Source organism: Phenylobacterium sp. (assembly GCF_030651185.1).
GTDB lineage: Bacteria > Pseudomonadota > Alphaproteobacteria > Caulobacterales > Caulobacteraceae > Phenylobacterium.
Map to the genome: position 1 here is coordinate 160,649 of NZ_JAUSCJ010000029.1, position 17,137 is coordinate 177,785.

General features: G+C 69.2%; 21 protein-coding genes. 11 read left to right on the forward strand and 10 right to left on the reverse strand.

The features are described 5' to 3' along the window. The first annotated feature begins 123 nt into the window (after positions 1 to 123). The 6 genes from Q7J39_RS13990 (at position 124) to Q7J39_RS14015 (ending at position 7,413) form a co-directional block, all read left to right on the forward strand. Positions 124 to 1,095 carry a metalloregulator ArsR/SmtB family transcription factor gene (locus Q7J39_RS13990; RefSeq protein ID WP_304826098.1) on the forward strand — a complete coding sequence of 324 codons (972 nt, stop codon included), beginning with the start codon at positions 124 to 126 and terminating at the stop codon, positions 1,093 to 1,095. Next, entirely contained in the window at positions 1,092 to 2,015 is a 924-nt protein-coding gene (gene metF / locus Q7J39_RS13995; protein ID WP_304826103.1) for a methylenetetrahydrofolate reductase [NAD(P)H], read from the forward strand. Before Q7J39_RS13990 ends, metF begins: the two co-directional genes overlap by 4 nt. Further along, positions 2,012 to 3,076 carry a homocysteine S-methyltransferase family protein gene (locus Q7J39_RS14000; protein WP_304826107.1) on the forward strand — a complete coding sequence of 355 codons (1,065 nt, stop codon included), beginning with the start codon at positions 2,012 to 2,014 and terminating at the stop codon, positions 3,074 to 3,076. Before metF ends, Q7J39_RS14000 begins: the two co-directional genes overlap by 4 nt. Then, positions 3,076 to 3,543, forward strand: coding sequence for a DUF6882 domain-containing protein (locus tag Q7J39_RS14005; protein WP_370690070.1), 468 nt, complete (start codon positions 3,076 to 3,078; stop codon positions 3,541 to 3,543). Before Q7J39_RS14000 ends, Q7J39_RS14005 begins: the two co-directional genes overlap by 1 nt. After that, positions 3,544 to 6,189: a methionine synthase gene (gene metH / locus Q7J39_RS14010; RefSeq protein ID WP_304826113.1), complete on the forward strand. Its 2,646-nt coding sequence runs from the start codon at positions 3,544 to 3,546 to the stop codon at positions 6,187 to 6,189. Positions 6,190 to 6,630: 441 nt separating this feature from the next. Further along, positions 6,631 to 7,413, forward strand: a complete 783-nt coding sequence (locus tag Q7J39_RS14015; protein WP_304826116.1) for a hypothetical protein — start codon at positions 6,631 to 6,633, stop codon at positions 7,411 to 7,413. A gap of 80 nt (positions 7,414 to 7,493) precedes the next feature. On the opposite strand, the gene Q7J39_RS14020 is transcribed toward Q7J39_RS14015, so the two are convergent. From Q7J39_RS14020 to Q7J39_RS14035, 4 genes are all read right to left on the reverse strand, one after another. Further along, on the reverse strand, positions 7,494 to 7,925 hold the full coding sequence (locus Q7J39_RS14020) for a DUF6691 family protein (RefSeq protein WP_304826119.1): 432 nt from the start codon (positions 7,923 to 7,925) through the stop codon (positions 7,494 to 7,496). Continuing rightward, a complete protein-coding gene (locus tag Q7J39_RS14025) occupies positions 7,922 to 8,353 on the reverse strand; it encodes a YeeE/YedE family protein (RefSeq protein WP_304826122.1) in 432 nt (143 codons plus the stop codon). Before Q7J39_RS14025 ends, Q7J39_RS14020 begins: the two co-directional genes overlap by 4 nt. 13 nt (positions 8,354 to 8,366) lie before the next feature. Further along, positions 8,367 to 9,641, reverse strand: coding sequence for an OmpP1/FadL family transporter (locus tag Q7J39_RS14030; RefSeq protein WP_304826125.1), 1,275 nt, complete (start codon positions 9,639 to 9,641; stop codon positions 8,367 to 8,369). Between the two features lie 134 nt (positions 9,642 to 9,775). After that, positions 9,776 to 10,432, reverse strand: a complete 657-nt coding sequence (locus Q7J39_RS14035; protein WP_304826128.1) for a lysoplasmalogenase family protein — start codon at positions 10,430 to 10,432, stop codon at positions 9,776 to 9,778. Between the two features lie 185 nt (positions 10,433 to 10,617). On the opposite strand from Q7J39_RS14035, the gene Q7J39_RS14040 reads away from it, so the two are divergent. Both Q7J39_RS14040 and Q7J39_RS14045 read left to right on the forward strand, forming a co-directional pair. Then, complete coding sequence (locus tag Q7J39_RS14040; RefSeq protein ID WP_304698916.1) at positions 10,618 to 10,725, forward strand: hypothetical protein; 108 nt, start codon at positions 10,618 to 10,620, stop codon at positions 10,723 to 10,725. A 7-nt stretch (positions 10,726 to 10,732) separates the two neighbouring features. Continuing rightward, positions 10,733 to 10,981, forward strand: coding sequence for a hypothetical protein (locus Q7J39_RS14045; protein WP_293495182.1), 249 nt, complete (start codon positions 10,733 to 10,735; stop codon positions 10,979 to 10,981). Positions 10,982 to 11,020: 39 nt separating this feature from the next. On the opposite strand, the gene Q7J39_RS14050 is transcribed toward Q7J39_RS14045, so the two are convergent. The 3 genes from Q7J39_RS14050 to Q7J39_RS14060 all read right to left on the reverse strand — a co-directional run bounded on the left by Q7J39_RS14050 (position 11,021) and on the right by Q7J39_RS14060 (position 13,059). Next, positions 11,021 to 12,088, reverse strand: coding sequence for a beta-N-acetylglucosaminidase domain-containing protein (locus Q7J39_RS14050; RefSeq protein ID WP_304826135.1), 1,068 nt, complete (start codon positions 12,086 to 12,088; stop codon positions 11,021 to 11,023). Positions 12,089 to 12,226: 138 nt separating this feature from the next. Continuing rightward, a complete protein-coding gene (locus Q7J39_RS14055) occupies positions 12,227 to 12,691 on the reverse strand; it encodes a hypothetical protein (RefSeq protein WP_304826138.1) in 465 nt (154 codons plus the stop codon). Positions 12,692 to 12,699: 8 nt separating this feature from the next. Then, on the reverse strand, positions 12,700 to 13,059 hold the full coding sequence (locus tag Q7J39_RS14060; protein WP_304826140.1) for a YMGG-like glycine zipper-containing protein: 360 nt from the start codon (positions 13,057 to 13,059) through the stop codon (positions 12,700 to 12,702). A 161-nt stretch (positions 13,060 to 13,220) separates the two neighbouring features. Here Q7J39_RS14060 and Q7J39_RS14065 point away from each other — a divergent pair, with 161 nt between their 5' ends. Both Q7J39_RS14065 and Q7J39_RS14070 read left to right on the forward strand, forming a co-directional pair. Beyond that, positions 13,221 to 13,613, forward strand: a complete 393-nt coding sequence (locus Q7J39_RS14065) for a hypothetical protein (RefSeq protein ID WP_304826143.1) — start codon at positions 13,221 to 13,223, stop codon at positions 13,611 to 13,613. A gap of 102 nt (positions 13,614 to 13,715) precedes the next feature. Further along, a complete protein-coding gene (locus tag Q7J39_RS14070) occupies positions 13,716 to 15,209 on the forward strand; it encodes a sensor histidine kinase (protein ID WP_304826146.1) in 1,494 nt (497 codons plus the stop codon). A 28-nt stretch (positions 15,210 to 15,237) separates the two neighbouring features. Here the strand turns inward: Q7J39_RS14070 and Q7J39_RS14075 are convergent, their stop codons facing one another. After that, entirely contained in the window at positions 15,238 to 15,624 is a 387-nt protein-coding gene (locus tag Q7J39_RS14075) for a response regulator (RefSeq protein WP_304826149.1), read from the reverse strand. A gap of 141 nt (positions 15,625 to 15,765) precedes the next feature. Here Q7J39_RS14075 and Q7J39_RS14080 point away from each other — a divergent pair, with 141 nt between their 5' ends. Next, a complete protein-coding gene (locus tag Q7J39_RS14080; RefSeq protein WP_304826152.1) occupies positions 15,766 to 16,386 on the forward strand; it encodes a hypothetical protein in 621 nt (206 codons plus the stop codon). Between the two features lie 85 nt (positions 16,387 to 16,471). Here Q7J39_RS14080 and Q7J39_RS14085 read toward each other — a convergent pair whose 3' ends face one another. Together Q7J39_RS14085 and Q7J39_RS14090 are read right to left on the reverse strand one after the other, a co-directional pair. After that, positions 16,472 to 16,759, reverse strand: coding sequence for a hypothetical protein (locus tag Q7J39_RS14085; RefSeq protein ID WP_304826155.1), 288 nt, complete (start codon positions 16,757 to 16,759; stop codon positions 16,472 to 16,474). Between the two features lie 167 nt (positions 16,760 to 16,926). Beyond that, a complete protein-coding gene (locus Q7J39_RS14090; protein ID WP_304826158.1) occupies positions 16,927 to 17,115 on the reverse strand; it encodes a hypothetical protein in 189 nt (62 codons plus the stop codon). Positions 17,116 to 17,137 lie beyond the last annotated feature (22 nt).

Sequence of the window (17,137 nt, forward strand, 5' to 3'; positions counted from 1 at the left end):
CAGGTTCGGCGTGAAACCTTTTGGAAAGACTGCTGTTTTACCTCAATCCTGAGGTTTGCGGCTCGGCCCGGATGGCGCTTGTAACGACTTGACATAAAGACATAAAGATATCTTTATGTGTCAATGAGTCTCTCTGCGATCCAGGCTGTGGAAGTGTTGCGCGCGGCGGGCGAGCCGTCGCGGCTGCGCATCCTCGCCCTGCTGTCCCATGAGGAGCTGGCGGTGCTGGAACTGTGCAAGGTTCTGGACCAGAGCCAGCCCCGTGTCTCGCGCCATCTGAAGCTGCTGGCCGAGGCCGGCCTGGTGGAGCGGTTCCCGGACGGCGCCTGGGTGTTCTACCGGCTGGTGGCCGGCGGTCTGGCGCGGCGGCTGGCCGACGAGACCCTGGCCGCCGTCGATCCCGCCGACCCCATCCTGATCCGCGACTCCGAACGGCTGCAGCAGGTGCGCGCCGAGCGCTCCACCGAGGCCGGGGAGTATTTCGCCCGCAACGCCGCCCGTTGGGACGAGATCCGCTCGCTCTATGTGTCGGAGACTGCCGTCGAGGCCGCGGTGTTGAAGGCCGCCGGACCGGGCCCGTTCAAGCGGCTGGTGGACCTGGGCAGCGGCACGGGCCGCATGCTGACGCTGCTCGGGCCGCATGCCCAAGCCGCCGTTGGGCTGGACCTGTCGCAGCAGATGCTGAACATCGCGCGCCGCCACGTGGCCGACGCTGGTCTGGAGCGTTGCGAGCTGCGCCACGGCGACATCTTCGGCACCCGCCTGCCGGGGCAGAGCGCCGACCTCGTGGTGGTGCATCAGGTGCTGCACTATCTGGGGGACCCCGCCGCCGCCGTGCGCGAGGCGGCCCGGCTGGTGGCCGAGGACGGGCGGTTGATTATCGTCGACTTCGCCCCCCACAGCCTGGAATTCCTGCGCGAACAGCACCAGCACCGCAGGCTCGGCTTCGCCGAAGCCGAGATGGAGCGCTGGCTCAATGAGGCGGGCCTGACCAAGGTCCGCGCCGCCGCCCTGCCGCCCGCCCGGGGCGAGGGCCTGACCGTCAAGATCTGGACCGCCGAGCGCGTCCGCCAAGCCGAGAGGACCGCCGCATGAGCCCCCTGGAAACCGCGCTAGGGCCCGTCGCCCGCGCCGGGGCCGGCCTGGCCAAACGTCCGTCGGTCTCCTTCGAGTTCTCGCCCCCCAAGGGGCCGAAGAGCGAGGAGAGCCTGTGGGAGGCGATCCGCCGCCTGGAGCCCCTGAACCCGTCCTTCGTCTCGGTGACCTATGGGGCGGGTGGCTCGACCCGCGACCGCACGCACCGGACCGTGGTGCGGATGCTCAACGAGACCACGCTGCGACCGGCCGCCCACCTGACCTGCGTCGAGGCCAGCCGCGCCGAGGTGGACGAGGTGATCCAGGACTACTGGGACGCCGGCATCCGCCACATCGTGGCCCTGCGCGGCGACCCGCCGGGCTCGCTGGGCGGCGCCTATACGCCCCGCGCCGACGGCTACCAGAACGCCACAGAGCTGACCGCCGGCATCCGCGCGATCGGCGACTTCGATGTCAGCGTCGGGGTCTATCCGCAGATCCACCCGGAAAGCCCGTCCGAGGATCACGACATCGAGGTGCTGAAGGCCAAGATCGACGCCGGGGCCACCCGGGCGATCAGCAACTTCTTCTTCGACATCGACGGCTACCTGCGGTTCGTCGAGAAGATCCGCAAGGCCGGGGTCACGGTCCCGATCCTGCCAGGCATCATGCCGGTAAGCAGCTATGAGGGGCTGAAGAACATGTCCCAGCGCATCGGCGTCACCCTGCCGGGCTGGCTGGGCAATCTGTTCGAAGGCCTCGACGACGATCCCGAGACCCGCAAGCTGCTGGCCTGTTCCGTCGCCGCCGAGATGTGCGCGCGGCTGGTGGAGGAGGGGTTCGCCGACTTCCATTTCTATACCCTGAACAGGGCCGACCTCGTTTACGCCATCTGCCGGGTGCTGGGCGTGCGGGAAGAGCCGACGGAGAAAGCCGCATGAGCCCGCGCTTGGAACGTATTGAAAAGCTGAAGCAAATCTCGCGTGAGCGGGTGCTGATCCTGGACGGCTCCTGGGGGGTGATGTTCCAGAAGCGCAAGCTGGACGAGGCCGACTACCGGGGCGAGCGGTTCAAGGACCATCCGGGGCAGCTGAAGGGCAACAACGACATCCTGTGCCTGACGCGGCCGGACATCGTCGGCGACCTGCACGACCAGTACTACGGCGCCGGCGCCGACATCAGCGAGACCAACACCTTCTCGGCCACCACCATCGCCCAGGCCGACTACGAGCTGGAGAGCGCGGTCCGCGATATCAACTTCGAGGGCGCGCGGATCGCCCGTGAGCGGGCCGACGCCTGGACCGCCAGGGAGCCGCACAAGCCGCGCTTCGTGGCCGGCTCGGTGGGGCCGCTGAACAAGATGCTGTCGATGTCGTCGGACGTGAACGATCCCGGCGCGCGGCTGGTGACCTTCGACGAGGTCTACACCGCCTATCGCGAGCAGATGATCGCCCTGCACGACGGCGGGGTGGACATGTTCCTGATCGAGACCATCACCGACACCCTGAACTGCAAGGCCGCCATCAAGGTGATCCTGGACATGGAGGACGAGGGCTACGAGCCCCTGCCGATCTGGATCTCCGGGACCATCACCGACCGCTCGGGTCGCACCCTGTCGGGCCAGACGGTGGAGGCCTTCTGGAACTCGGTGAAGCACGCCAAGCCCTTCGCCATCGGCCTGAACTGCGCCCTGGGCGCCGACCTGATGCGGCCCCACATCGCCGAGCTCAGCCGCGTGGCCGACACCCTGGTGAGCGCCTATCCCAACGCGGGCCTCCCCAACGCCTTTGGCGAATACGACGAGGAGGCTCACCAGACGGCGCACGAGCTGCACGAGTGGGCGACGCGGGGCTTGGTCAACATCCTGGGCGGCTGCTGCGGCACGACGCCGGATCACATTCGCCACGTGGCCGAGGCCGTGAAGGGTGTTAAGCCCCGGCAGATTCCGGAGCGGCCCAAGGCCATGCGCCTGGCCGGGCTGGAGCCGTTCGAGCTGGCGTGATGAGAGCGCCGGATTGGTATGCGGACTGGCGGCACGACGCTTTCCACGAGCTCATGGCCAAGCAGGATGCGCTCAAGGCGAGCCACCGAATCGGCTCATGGCCGCGTTGGGACTACGACGTCGACGCCGGCACGCTGACGTTCTCAGAAGACGGAGCGCCGAAGGTCGTCGCGGACATCCAGGTCGTCGGATCAACGGGTCCGAGGGACTGGATGTGGGGTTGGGCCAACGAACATTGGCCCCGATCGGTCGTCGAGGACATGGAAAAGGTCCGGGCCTTCGGCTCGGAGAACCGGATCGAACAATTGACGACCGAATTCCTGACCGATGACGACCTCAACAGCCTCGGCTGGGAGATGACCGCTGTGGCGGTTCGCGTCCTGGACGCCGTCGGTGCATACCGCCCGCCCCGAGACGGAGGCGGCGGCCTCTTCCTTATCTACAAGTCCATCAGGTTCGTGAGCTAAATGCGCCCAATCTTTATCAACGTCGGCGAGCGGACCAACGTCACCGGCTCGGCCAAATTCCGTAAGCTTGTCGCCGAGGGGGATTACCCCGCGGCGCTCAGCGTGGCGCGCCAGCAGGTGGACGCCGGCGCCTCGGTGATCGACATCAACATGGACGAGGGGCTGCTGGACAGCGTCGCGGCCATGAAGACGTTCCTAAACCTGATCGCCGCCGAGCCGGATATCGCCCGCGTGCCGATCATGATCGACAGCTCCAAGTGGGAGGTGATCGAGGCCGGCCTGAAGTGCGTGCAGGGCAAGGCCATCGTCAACTCGATCTCCATGAAGGAGGGCGAGGACAAGTTCCGCGAACAGGCCAAGGCCTGCCTGCGCTATGGCGCCGCCGTCGTGGTGATGGCCTTCGACGAGGTCGGCCAGGCCGACACCGCCCAGCGCAAGATCGAGATCTGCACCCGGGCCTACCGCATTCTGGTGGACGAGGTGGGTTTCCCCGCCGAGGACATCATCTTCGACCCCAACATCTTCGCCGTGGCGACGGGGATCGACGAGCACAACAACTACGCCGTCGACTTCATCGAGGCGGTGCGGGTCATCAAGCAGACCCTGCCGCTGGCCCGGATCTCGGGCGGGGTGTCCAACGTCTCGTTCAGCTTCCGCGGCAACGAGCCGGTGCGGCGCGCGATCCACGGGGTGTTCCTCTATCACGCCATCGCCGCGGGCATGGACATGGGCATCGTCAACGCCGGCGACCTGCCGGTCTATGACGACATCCCGGAGGAGCTGCGCGAGGCCGTGGAGGACGTGATCCTCAACCGCCCGCAGCGGACCAATATCTCCAACACCGAGCGGCTGGTGGAGCTGGCGCCGAAGTACAAGGGCGGCAAGTCCGAGGCCAAGGGCCCCGACCTGGCCTGGCGCGAACTGCCGGTGGCCAAGCGCCTGGCCCACGCCCTGGTCAACGGCCTGACCGACTATATCGAGGCCGACACCGAGGAGGTGCGGCTCTCCGTCGAGCGCCCCCTGCACGTCATCGAAGGTCCGCTGATGGACGGGATGAACGTGGTGGGCGACCTGTTCGGCTCGGGCAAGATGTTCCTGCCGCAGGTGGTGAAGTCGGCCCGGGTGATGAAACAGGCCGTGGCCTACCTGATGCCGTTCATGGAGGCCGAGAAGGAGGGCAAGCCGCGCGAGAACGCCGGCAAGATCCTGATGGCCACCGTCAAGGGCGACGTCCACGACATCGGCAAGAACATCGTCGGCGTGGTCCTGCAGTGCAACAATTACGAGGTCATCGACCTGGGCGTGATGGTCGCCTGCGACCGCATCCTGGACGAGGCCATCGCCCACAATGTCGACATCGTCGGCCTGTCGGGCCTGATCACGCCCAGCCTGGACGAGATGGTCTATGTGGCCAGCGAGATGGAGCGGCGCGGGTTCAAGATCCCGCTGCTGATCGGCGGCGCCACCACGTCCAAGACCCACACGGCGGTGAAGATCGAGCCCGGCTATCAGGGCGGCTCCACCACCTATGTGCTGGACGCCAGCCGCGCCGTGGGCGTGGTCTCGGGCCTGCTGTCGAAGACCGAGAGCGCGCGGATCCAGGCCGAGACCCGGGCCGACTACATCAAGGTCCGCGAGCAGTTCGCGCGCGGCAACACCAACCGGGTGCGCGCCACCCTGGCCGACGCGCGGGCCAACAGCTTCAAGCCCTCGGGCTGGCAGGCGACGCCGCCGAGCTTCCTGGGGACCCGGACCTTCACGGCCTATGACCTGGCCGATCTGGCCAAACACATCGACTGGACGCCGTTCTTCGCCAGCTGGGAGCTGATCGGCCGCTATCCGCAGATCCTCGAGGACGACGTGGTGGGCAAGGCCGCCACCGACCTCTTCAAGGACGCCCAGGTCATGCTCAAGCAGATCGTGGACGAGAAGTGGTTCGAGGCGCGCGGGGTGGTGGGCTTCTGGCCGGCCAATTCCGACGGCGACGACGTGGTGGTCTGGACCGACGAGACGCGAACCGTCGAGCTGACCCGCCTGCACACCCTGCGCCAGCAGATGGCCAAGGGGGAGGGCGGCCGGGCCAATGTGGCGCTGGCCGACTTCGTGGCGCCGATCGGCGAACGCGACTGGATCGGCGGCTTCGCGGTGACCGCCGGCCACGGCGAGCTCGAGGTGGCCAAGGCCTTCAAGGACAAGGGCGACGACTATTCGGCGATCCTGGCCGCGGCCCTGGCCGACCGCCTGGCCGAGGCCTTCGCCGAGGCCCTGCACCGCCGCGTGCGCACCGAACTGTGGGGTTACGCCCCCGACGAGCCCTTCGATATCGAGGCGCTGATCGGCGAGACGTATCGCGGCATCCGCCCGGCCGCCGGCTATCCCGCCCAGCCCGACCACACCGAGAAGGCCGAGCTGTTCCGCATCCTGGACGCGCCCGCCCAGACCGGCATGGAGCTGACCGAGAGCTTCGCCATGAACCCGCCGGCCAGCGTGTCGGGGCTCTATTTCGGCCACCCAGAGGCGCACTATTTCGGGGTCGGTCGGATCGAGAAGGACCAGGTCGAGGACTATGCCCGCCGCAAGGGCTGGGACCTGGCGACCGCCGAAAAGTGGCTGGCGCCGATCCTGAACTACGAGCGGGGGAAGTAGGGGCTCGCGTCCTACGCCTCGCCCCTGGCCGTCATCCTCGGGCTCGTCCCGAGGATCCATCGCTCCGCCGCAGAACGTCGAGATCGCAAGATCGGACCACGAACCACACGAACCACACGAACGGATTGACGGCGCCTATGGGATGCCGCTGACGGCTTCTACGACGCCTATCTGAAGGCCGGTTGGAGTCCGAAGTTCCTTCCCCAGGCCGCAGGCCGTATCGGGGGAGGTGGATCGAGGCCGTAAGCCGCGAGCCGGAGGGGGCTTGGGCCGTTGAGGTGGCGCGAGCCTAGCCCCCTCCACCGCTTCGCGGTCCCCCTCCCCCGGAGGGGGAGGAATTAGAGCGCCTGGATGACGCTGGTTTGTTCACTTTTTGTTCTTGACGGATTAACGCGTCCGTGAGAGACTGCGATCCTCCCCAAACAGTCTCCGCAGATGCCCATGTCGTCCAAGTCGCCGCCGTTCGGGCGTTCCGACCGCCGTCCGCAGGTGCGCTATTCGCCGGCGCTCGGGACTCTGATCTGCGAGAGGATCGCGGCCGGGCAGAGCGAGGCGTCCCTGGGGCGCGAGCCGGGGATGCCCTCGGTGCAGGCGATCTACAAGTGGCGCGAGCGGGAGCCGGATTTCGCGCAGGCCTATGAGGCGGCGCGGAACCAGGCGCGGGGCGAGCGGCGGACGCGGGACCGGGCCGAAGACGAGGACCGGCGCTGGCGCCGGGCCCTGCGGCCCCGCAAGGACGGGCGCGGCGGGCGAGTCTCCACCTATAGCGACGAACTGGGCGGGGTGATCCTGCGGCGGATCGCGGCGGGCGAGACTGTGCTGTCCATCGGCGCCGACGCCGACATGCCGTGCGCGGCCACCATCTATCACTGGATCCGGGCCGACGACGGCTTCCACGACGCCTATCTGAAGGCCAAGGCCGTCGCCGCCGACATCTTCGCCGACGCCATGCTGGAGATCGCGCTCGAGTCCACCGAGACCACGGCCCGGGCCGACGCCCTGCGCATCAAGACCCTGCGCTGGACGGCTTCGATGCTGGCGCCGAAAAATTACGGGCCGCGGCGGCCGCTGCCAGGCGACGCGGAAGACCCCGACAAGCCGCCGTGGGTGGTGGTGGTCCAGGAGTTCGACATGACCGAGGACGAGGCCTTGGCCACCATCGGGCGCGGGCCGCTGGCGAAGGTGGACCCGGAGAAGGAGAGGGATTGGTGGAGCGAGCCGTGAGGGTCCGCGCCGGCCGCCATCCGGCTGGCGGGGGTGGTGATTCTCTTGCGGCCTGAGCCTGCCCGCCCGGGCCGGCGGGTCTAGTTGTCGCCCCCGCCGGCGCGCGCCGGGGCCAGGGTGCGGGCGACGAGGAGCCCGGCGAGCATGGCCCCGGCGAAGATCCAGGCCGGGGCTCCGGCCAGGCCCAGCAGGACGATCGCCGGGCCGGGGCAGACGCCCGCCAGGCCCCAGCCGGCGCCGAACAGGGCCGAGCCGATCACCAGCCGCCGGTCCAGGGGCCAGCGGTCGGGAAGCTTCAAGGGCTCGCCCAACAGGGTCGTGGTCCGCCGGCGCGCGATCAGGAAGGCCGGGAAGGCCGCCAGGATGGCGCCGCCCATGACGAAGGCCAGCTGGGGGTTCCAGGCGCCGGCCACGTCGAGGAAGCCCAGCACCTTGTCCGGATCCAGCATGCCCGAGATCAGCAGGCCCAGGCCGAAGATCACCCCGAACAGGGCCGCGGTGAGCACCCTCATGGCCTCACCATCGCCAACAGGCCGCCGCCGTGGCGGGTGACGAACACGGTCAGCCCGGCCACGGCCATGAAGATCGCCGTCGCCGTCAGCGACCGCGCCGAGAGGTTGGACAGCCCGCAGACCCCGTGACCGCTGGTGCAGCCGTTGCCAAGCTGGGTTCCCACCCCCACCAGCAGGCCCGCGGCGATCAGCAGCGGCGTCCCCGAGGCCGCCAGGGCGGGCGGGGCAGGGTGGCGCAGCCAGGCCGCGGCGACGCCCACCGACACCAGGCCGGCGAGGAAGGCCCAGCGCCACAGGCCGGGCCGCAGGGCCGCAGCGTTGGAGAGGATGCCGCTGATCCCGGCGATCCGGCCGTTGGTCAGCAGCAGTCCGGCGCTGGCCAGGCCGATCAGGCCGCCGCCGATCAGCGACTGGAGGAAGGGGTGCATGGTCGGTTCCGCCCTAGTGCTTCCAGCCGAAGCTCACCCCGACCACGGTCTCGCTCATCGAGAGGTCGGCGTTCCCTCCGCCGAAGGCCGGCGGGATCGAGCCCGCGCCGCGTAGGGTCTTCTCCGGCGCATACATGGCGTAGCCGCTGATCTCCAGGCCCGAGGGCCGGGTCCAGGTGGCGCCGAGGGTGAACTGGTCGGTGACCACCGCCGGGGCGACGATGTTCAACAGGGTCTGGTCGGCGGGGATCGGATTGTCGCTGTGGTCGTAGCCGGCGCGCACCTGCCACTGGTCGTCGATCTTGTAATTGACGCCCAGCTTGATGACGTCGGCGTCGCGCCAGCCGAAGCCGGGGCCGTTGTCGGCCCCGAAGGCATGGCCGGCGAACAGGCCGGCGATGGGCGTCCCCACCGACTTGACCTTGCTGAACTCGATCCGGCGCCAGTCGGCGACGAGGTCGAGCTTCGGCGTCGCCTTGAAGGCCACGCCGAGGCCGTAGGTCGAGGGCGCGTCGAAGTCGCCGCCTTCGGCGAACAGGCCGCGATACTTCTCGAAGGCGTCGAACTTGGTCTCCGACTGCCAGAAGGCGCCCAGCGACAGGCGGTCGGTCAGCTGGCCGAGATAGCCCAGGCGCAGGCCGTAGCCGAAGGCCTTGTCGACCCCCTGGTTGCTGAAGTGGGCGGGGTCCTGGGAGAAGCCGGCGAAGGGGCCCAGGCCGCGGGCGCGGAAGGTCTGGCCGGCCAGATTGACCGACAGGCCCAGGCTGTGGCCGTCTGCGAACCGGTAGGCGACCGTGGGGGAGATGAAGAGCTGCTGCAGCTCCACCCCGCCGGCGCCGGTGGCCCCGAAGCGGGCGAAGGGGTTGGTCTTGTAGTCGGTGACCATGCCGCCATTGCCGTAGGCCGCGATGCCGACGGCGAGGCGGTCGGAGACCTGCTTGACCCAGCCGGCCTCGGGGATGAAGGACACCGGATTGCCGTCGCCGTCATAGGCCCGGTCCTGGGCCGTCCCGCGGAAAGCGGCTGTGCGGGTCGGCTTGAAGACGTCGAGGCCCACGTCCCAACGGTTCCCCAAGGCCGTGGCGGCAGCCGGGTTGGTGGCCAGGGCCAGGCTGTCCTGGGGATAGGCCAGGCCCGCGCCGGCCATGCCCTTCGAGGCCGCCCCGTAGCCGTGGGCGAAATAGCCGTCCGTCGCATGGGCCGGCGCCGCGGCGAACAGCAGGGCGGCCAGGGCGGTGGCGGACAGCAGGCGCTCCGCGCGCTGGCCGGGGCGGATGAACTCGGACATTTCTATTCCCACAATTTCGATGGGGGAAAGACGCCGATATGGTCCCGCTGCGCCATGCAGTTTTTCTATGCACCCTTGCAGGATTGCGCGGCCGGGCGGGCAATCCTCGGCTTGTGCCGGGAGCCATTACACCTTTAGGTATTCTCTTGCGCCAGGGTCCTCGCCACCCCCAGGCAGATCCGCAGTTGCCCCGCGAAGTAGAGGGCCCAGACCGCCGGGCTGACCCAGGCGAGGCCGGCGAGCGGGCCGGTGCGGGCGAAGATGAAGAGGTCCGAGGCCACGAACATCAGGGCGCCGAGGCCCACGCTCATGCGGGGGAAGCGGCTGATCCAGGCGGTGGCGGCCATGGCCGCCAGGCCGGTGGAATAGAGGGCGATGCCGGGGGCGCCGGCGCGGTCGGCGGGCAGCAGGTAGGCGATGACCACCGTGGCCGGGATGATCAGGATCGCCAGCAGCAGTTGGCTGCGCTGCAGGGCCGGGCGGCGGTTGCGCAGATAGAGGGCGATGGCCACCAGGTGGCCGGCCAGGAAGGCCACGGCGCCGGTGATCAGGCCGTGGGTCTCCAGCAGCACGTCGCCGGTGGCGCCCAGCGCCATGACGGCGGTGAGCAGCCAGCCGTCGAGGGTCTTGGCGCGGGTGGCGGCATAGACCGCCAGCAGGGCGACGCCGGAGCCTTTCCAGACGATCATGGTGGTGTCGGACAAGGCGAAGCGGTTGGCGGCCAGGAAGCTGACGCCGCCGAGGATGGCCGCGGCCATGATGAGTTTGGCAGGCAGGCTGGGCCGGTCCATGTTCGTGTCTTCCCCCAAGGCCGTCATCCCGGCTCTGCGCTGCGCTTGGCCGGGATGACGCGTGTTATGCGCCACTCTAGGCAAGTTGACGCTTGGGCGCCCAGGGGCGGCGCCGAATTCGCCGGAGGGGCGAGGCGGCGGTGTGCTAGAGTCGCGGCAACGCACCACCTGATGAGGACACCGACATGGCCAAGGGTCAGAAGAAGAGCAACAAGGAAGTCCGCAAGCCCAAGGCTGAAAAGCCCAAGGACAATGCGCCGGCCGGCTGGACCCCCAACGTCCTGAAGAAGTAGGCCGCGCGTGGCCATCGAGACCGTCCACCTGGTGCAGTCCTACATCGCCGGCAAGGGCAAGGCGCTGAAGGCCGAGCCGGTGGTCATCTGCAAGTCCGCCGAAGAGGCCCGGCGCAAGGCCGACCGGCTGTCGGACACCCGGCTGGGGGTCGTGGCCTTCTCGGCCTCCGCCGACGCCGAGCTGGGCGACTATGACGAGAATCCGGTGATCCTGTTCAAGGCGGGTCAGCTGCCGCCGCCGTTTGACGAAGCCTAGGCTTCGTCAAACCAGTCTTTGCCGACGCGGGCCTGAGCCTCAGGGTTCCTCGGCCATCATCTCCGCCGTCATGACATAGGCGCCGTCCAGGAAGGCGACGATCTCCCGCGCGCCGGGATGGTCGAAGGCGGCGTAGCGGGCGCGCAGGGCCGGCAGGGCCTCGCCGAGCCGGTCGCGGCCGGTGTCGTGCAGCAGGGTCAGGTGGCCCTGGACGCGGCGGGCGAGCTCTGGCCCCAGCACCTCATTGGCGGCGGCGAGGAAGGCCTGGCCGTACTGGTAGGCGTCACCCTCGCGGTAGCTCTGGGCCAGGCTGATGGCCGGGATGCGCGACAGGATCGGCTGCAGGGCGGGGTTCACCGCGTGGGCGGCCAGGTGCGGCGCGAGGCTGGCCGGGCGGCCGGTCATGGCCCGCAGGTGCAGGTGGGGCGACATGCGCGGCCCGTCATTGACCGGATAATTGTCCCAGAGGAACGGCTTGCGGCCCAGCTGCCGGGTGACGCGGGCCAGGTGGCCCGGGGTGTATTCCCGCGAGCAGACCTCCTCACCGGTCCAGAAGACCTCGATGGCCGGGTCCAGCAGCCGCCCGAAATCTTCCAGATAGTCGGCGGGGCGGGCGCCGAAGGCCCGGTCGAGGCCGGGGTCGTCGGAATAGTAGGTGGGGCAGGCGACGATGCGGGTCGCCGTGGTGCGCTGGGCGATCCAGTGCAGGATCTCAACCTGGGTGGCGGCCAGGTCGGGCAGGTCGCCGCGCATGTCGTCGAACAGGATGCCCAGGTCCTGGACGCCCAGAACCTCGAAGAAGGCGAGCTTTCGCGCCAGGGCGGCCTGGGCGTCGGCGTTGAAGTCGCGGTAGAGCTCGAAGGGGCTGAGGCCCACCCCGAAGCGGACGCCATGGTCGGCGCAGACGTCGGCCAGCGCGATCAGCTCGGCGCCCATCTCCGCCGGATGCTCCTGCTGCCAGGCGCGGCGCAGGTAAGGGTCGGCCTTGGGGGCGTACATGTAAAAGCCGTAGCCGTGGGGGGCCAGGGCGGCGACCTGGTCGCGGCGGTCCTGCCAGCTCCAAGGATGGCCGTAATAGCCCTCGATGATGCCCAGCTCGATGGTCATGGCGGGATCCTTGAGCTTGGCGACGGGCTGGCTCGGGATGCCGGCGCCGCAAGCTGGCGGAAATCGGCCCGGCTTGTCCAGGCCTCCCTGTCGAGCAAGCCTCCGAGCCCGGCGCGCGGCCGGGCTCGGAGCGCCGGACTATCCCTTCACGGGCGGGGGCGGGGCGCAGCGCCCGGCGCGGGCCTGGACGACGAAGAACAGGGCGCGGGAGTCGGCGAAGTTGCGGTGTTCGACGATGGCGCTGGTGGGTTCGCCGGTCACCAGGCTGATGGCGTCGGCGGGGCCGGCGGGGCCCGAGAGCGAGGCCTGGTTCCACCTGGAGATCGCCGAGCTGCAGGCCGCGACGGCGGCGTCGGCCACCACGTCGGCGGTGTCGTCGGCGCCGGCCAGGCTGTAGGCCCATCGATGCAGGCAGTCCTCCACGGGCCCCGCGCCATCGACCACGGCGACCGGCGCCAGGGCCGGAACGCCGGCGGTGGTCGGCGTGGCGGCCGGGGCCGCGGCGAAGGGCGTGCAGATGCCCTTGGCCACCCGAGGTCCGTCGTTGTCGCTACAGGCGGTGAGCGACAGGGCGGCCAGGATCGCCAGGCTCACGGTTTTCATGCCGGGGGTCACTGGCCGCACACGCGAGTCTGATAGTAGCTGACCTGGCCGCGGTCGTCATAATAGGGCTTGCTGACCATGCGGCAGGCGTTGGAGGCCTGGCGGTAGTCGGAATTGCGCGACGTGGCGCGGTTGCTGGCGCGGGTGTAGGTCCGGCCGGTGTCGCACTTGGTGCGGGCCAGCTGGTTGCCCACCACCGCGCCGCCGATCCCGCCGATGACGGCGCCTTTGCCGTCGCCGACGGCGTTGCCGATCAGGGCGCCGCCGACCGCGCCCAGCACGGTGCCGGTCACCTTTCGGTCGTGTGCGCGCTGGTCACAGGCGCTGCGCGCGCTGGCCAGGGTGGGTGCGGCGGCGGCAGCCGCCACCAAACTGCAAATCAAAAGCGTACGACGCATAGCCAAGCCTCCAGAATCCTTAAGTCCCTCAGCCGACACAACGCCTCGCGCGTTGGATGGATGCGCCGGCCTTGCTGACGCCTTGATTGGCCTCAAGAAGCGCCGCCCCGAACCGATGCGGAGAGACGCGCGTGCATAGAGTCTGGATCCTGGCGGCCGCCGCCGTGCTGGCGAGCTGCAGCCCCAAGGCCAAGAGCGGCGCCGAGGCCAAGTATGATGGCCTGGACGGGGCGATCCTGGCCTGGCGCCAGGAGATCTTGAAGACCGACAAGGCCTGCCTGGCCAAGGCCGAGGGCTGCCAGGCCTTCGAGGTGCGGTGCAAGGGCGAGCGGGAGATCACCGCCACCGATCAGGCCAAGGGCGTCACCGCCAAGCTGGTGGTGGCGATGAGCTGGGAGGGCTGGGAGGCCGTGCGCAGCGAGTACAGGCCTCAGTCGGGGTTCTCGGAGTTCACCAAGGTCGATGGCGACTGGCTCCGCGCGGCCGCCGGGCCGGTCAATATGAGCACCTGCGTGAGCTCCTAGCGGCGCCGTTCTCGGAACCTCACCGAAATCCAGGCGTAATCCGGCCATGTTTGCTATCAGACTTTTCCGCCAGACCCAGGCGCAGAAACGGAAGCTGAGCCGGTGATCGAGGCGCAGAGCAAAGACGCGCGGATCCGGTCGCTGACCGCCACCGGTATCCTCGACACCGAGGCCGAGACCGCCTTCGACGATGTCGTGCGGATGGCGGCGCTGGTCTGCAAGACCCCGATCGCGGTGGTCAGTTTCGTCGACGCCGATCGCCAGTGGTTCAAGGCCAAGATCGGGCTGGAGGTCAGCGAGACCCCGGTGGAGATGGCGATCTGCCGGCATGTGCTGGTCTGCGACGATATCGAGGTCTTCCCCGACCTTACGATGGACGCCCGGACCGCGGACAATGCCCTGGTGACGGGGCCCCCGTCGCTGCGGTTCTACGCCGGGGCGCGGGTCGACAGCCCCGATGGCGCCCCGATCGGATCGGTGGCGGTGATCGACACGGTGGCGCGGCCGCAGGGCTTGACCGCCGAGCAGACCGAAACCCTGCTGGCCCTGGCCCGCCAGGTCATGGCGCAACTGGCCCTGCGCGCCCAGGCCGCGCGCCTGAAGGACGGGGAAAGCCGGTTCCAGGCCATCGCCGATTCCATGCCGCAGATGGTCTGGTCGACCCAGCCGGACGGCCATCACGACTACTATAACGCCCGCTGGTACGAGTTCACGGGCATGGAGCCCGGCTCCACCGACGGCGAGGCCTGGAACGGCATGTTCCACCCCGAGGACCGGGATCGGGCCAGGGCGCTGTGGAGCCTCAGCCTGCAGACCGGCGCGCCCTATGAGATCGAGTACCGGCTGCGGCGCCATGACGGGGTCTATCGCTGGACCCTGGGACGGGCCCTGCCGATCCGCGACGCCGCCGGCCAGATCACCCGCTGGTTCGGCACCTGCACCGACATCGACGACGCCAAGCGGCTGGCCGAGGAGCGGGAACTGGTGAGCCAGGAGCTGAGCCACCGGATCAAGAACATCTTCGCGGTGATCTCGGGCCTGATCTCACTGTCGGCGCGGACCCATCCGGAGTCCAAGGGCTATGCCCTGGCGCTGCGCGACCGGGTGATGGCGCTGGGCCGGGCCCATGACTTCGTGCGGCCCCACAGCAGGGTCTCGCAGCCCAATGCGCGGGCGGCGACGGTCTTCGCCCTGCTGGCGGAGCTGTTTGCGCCCTATGACGGGGCGGGTGGCCTTCGGATCAGCCTGGCGGGGGATGACATCGCCATCGACGACCGGGCGGCCACGCCCCTGGCGCTGATCTTCCACGAACTGGCCACCAACGCGGCCAAGTACGGCGCGCTGTCGGTCGCCGGCGGCCATGTCGCAATTACCGCGGCGCTGGTGGGGGACGACTACCAGGTGGTCTGGCGGGAGACCGGTGGCCCGGTGGTGGCGGGCCCGCCCGCCGTGGAGGGGTTTGGCTCGACGCTCTCGAAGGTGTCGGTGGAGGGGCAGCTGGGCGGGACCCTGATCCGCGAATGGGCGCCCGAGGGGCTGCTGGTGACGATGACCGCGCCGGCCAAGTCCTACACGCGGCCAAGCCGGGCGAACTGAATCCCGGCCTGCGGCAGAAGGTTGTTATCTAGGCAAAGAGCCGCAGCTCGCCCGGAGGCGAGAGCATGGGGCTGCGGGCGCCGGCGTACTCGACGACGTCGGCGACGGCCTTGCGGGAGGCGGGCTTGGGCAGGACGCCGATCGTGCCGGCGACGCCATCACGCAGCATGGCAGGATTGGCGGTGATGAAGACCACGGCGGCGCGGCGATCGGCCAGGGCGCGACCGATATCGACACCGGTGGCGCCATCCCTCAGGTTCAGGTCCACGAGGGCGACGTCGATGTGTTCGGCGGCGAAGGCGTCGAAACTGCGGCGGTCCGGCGCGATGCCCACGACGGTATGGCCCAGGTCGCTGAGGGTTTCCTCAAGCTCCATGGCGACCAAGATCTCGTCTTCGACAATCAGCACCCGCACAATTCAGCTCCGCAGTCCGGCGTTCTCGCCGTGCAGGGAGAATGCGGTCAGTCGCCGTTGGTTGCGCCCAAAGTGTCAGATACCCGACTTTTGGTTCCATGTGGATTTCGCGGCACAGTAAGGGTTTGGCGGGAGGCCGGGATGCCTGACGAGAGCAAGCCCCACTGGGATGGGCCGCCCCTGGAGGCGTGGGATGCGTGGACGCCGGAGCAGGTCAGCGCGCGGTTGGCCGGCGTCGATGCGCCCTGGTGCGTGGTGGGGGGATGGGCGCTGGATGTGTGGCTGGGCCGTGAGAGCCGGGTCCACGAGGACCTGGAGATCGCCGTCCCCAAGCCGTTCCTCCCGCAGATGCGGGCGCAACTGGCGGCGTTCGATCTCTATTCGGTGGGGGACGGCGAGGTTCTCACCCTGATGCGCGGGGCTGACCCGCCCGAAGACAAACACCAGATCTGGGTGGCGGAGGGTGGCGCCTGGCGTCTGGACGTCATGGCCGAGCCGGGTGACGCCGCGACCTGGGTTTTCCGGAGCGACGAGAGCGTGACAGCCCCAAGGGCGCAGATGATGGGGCTGTCGCCGACAGGCGTGCCCTATCTGAAGCCGCAGGGCGCACTGCTGTACAAGGCCGCCAAGCGCCGGCCGAAGGACGAGGCGGACTTCACGCTGTTCGCGCCGTTGCTGGACCCGGCCGCCAAGGTCTGGCTGCGGGGCGTCATGTCCCGACTGTATCCGGGCCACCCCTGGCTGGGGCGGCTGGCGGCATAGAAAAGGGCTCCGGTCGGCTGGAGAGACAACCGGAGCCCGATCTGGAAACCCTCGTCGGTCGCCGTGAGGCGTCCGCCGTCAGGTCTTACTTCTTGGTCGGCTCAGCGGCGGCGTCGACCTTGGCTTCGGTCGAGGCGGCGGCGGCGTCGCCGGCGGCCTGCATGGCGTCGCCGGCCTTGTCGCCGGCTTCCTTGGCGGCGTCGGTGGCGGTGTCGGCGGCGTCAATCGCGACGTCGGCGGCCTGGTCGGCGGCGGCGGCGGCCTGGTCGGCGGTGGCGTCAGCGGCGACCGGGGCCGGAACTTCTTCCTTCTTGGTGCAGGCGGCGGCGGCGAGGCCCAGGGCGGCAACGGTCATCAGGGTGGCAAAACGCATGGTGGTCTCCGAATTTGGGGGGATATGGCTTGGGCTGCACACCACCCCCGCGTGGCGTTCAGCGCTCCCGCCAAGGCCGGAGCAACACCAAAACGCAGCCATCACGATCGCGTTCCCGGTTCCATCACATATTCGTGCCGAGGCTGTGGATAAGGCACGTCGGACACTCAGGGTCTGAAGGCGAGCCCCGCGTCCTCCAGCCGCGCCCGCAAGACCTGCAAGGCCTTGGGACCCATGCCATGCAGGCTGGCGACCTCGGACTCGGCGACCTTGGCGAGGTCGGCGAGGGACATGTAACCGGCGGCGGCCAGGGCGCGGCGGGCCGGGGCGGAGAGGCTGTCGAAGTCGTTGCTCATGAGTTCCTCCAGGATGCGGTCC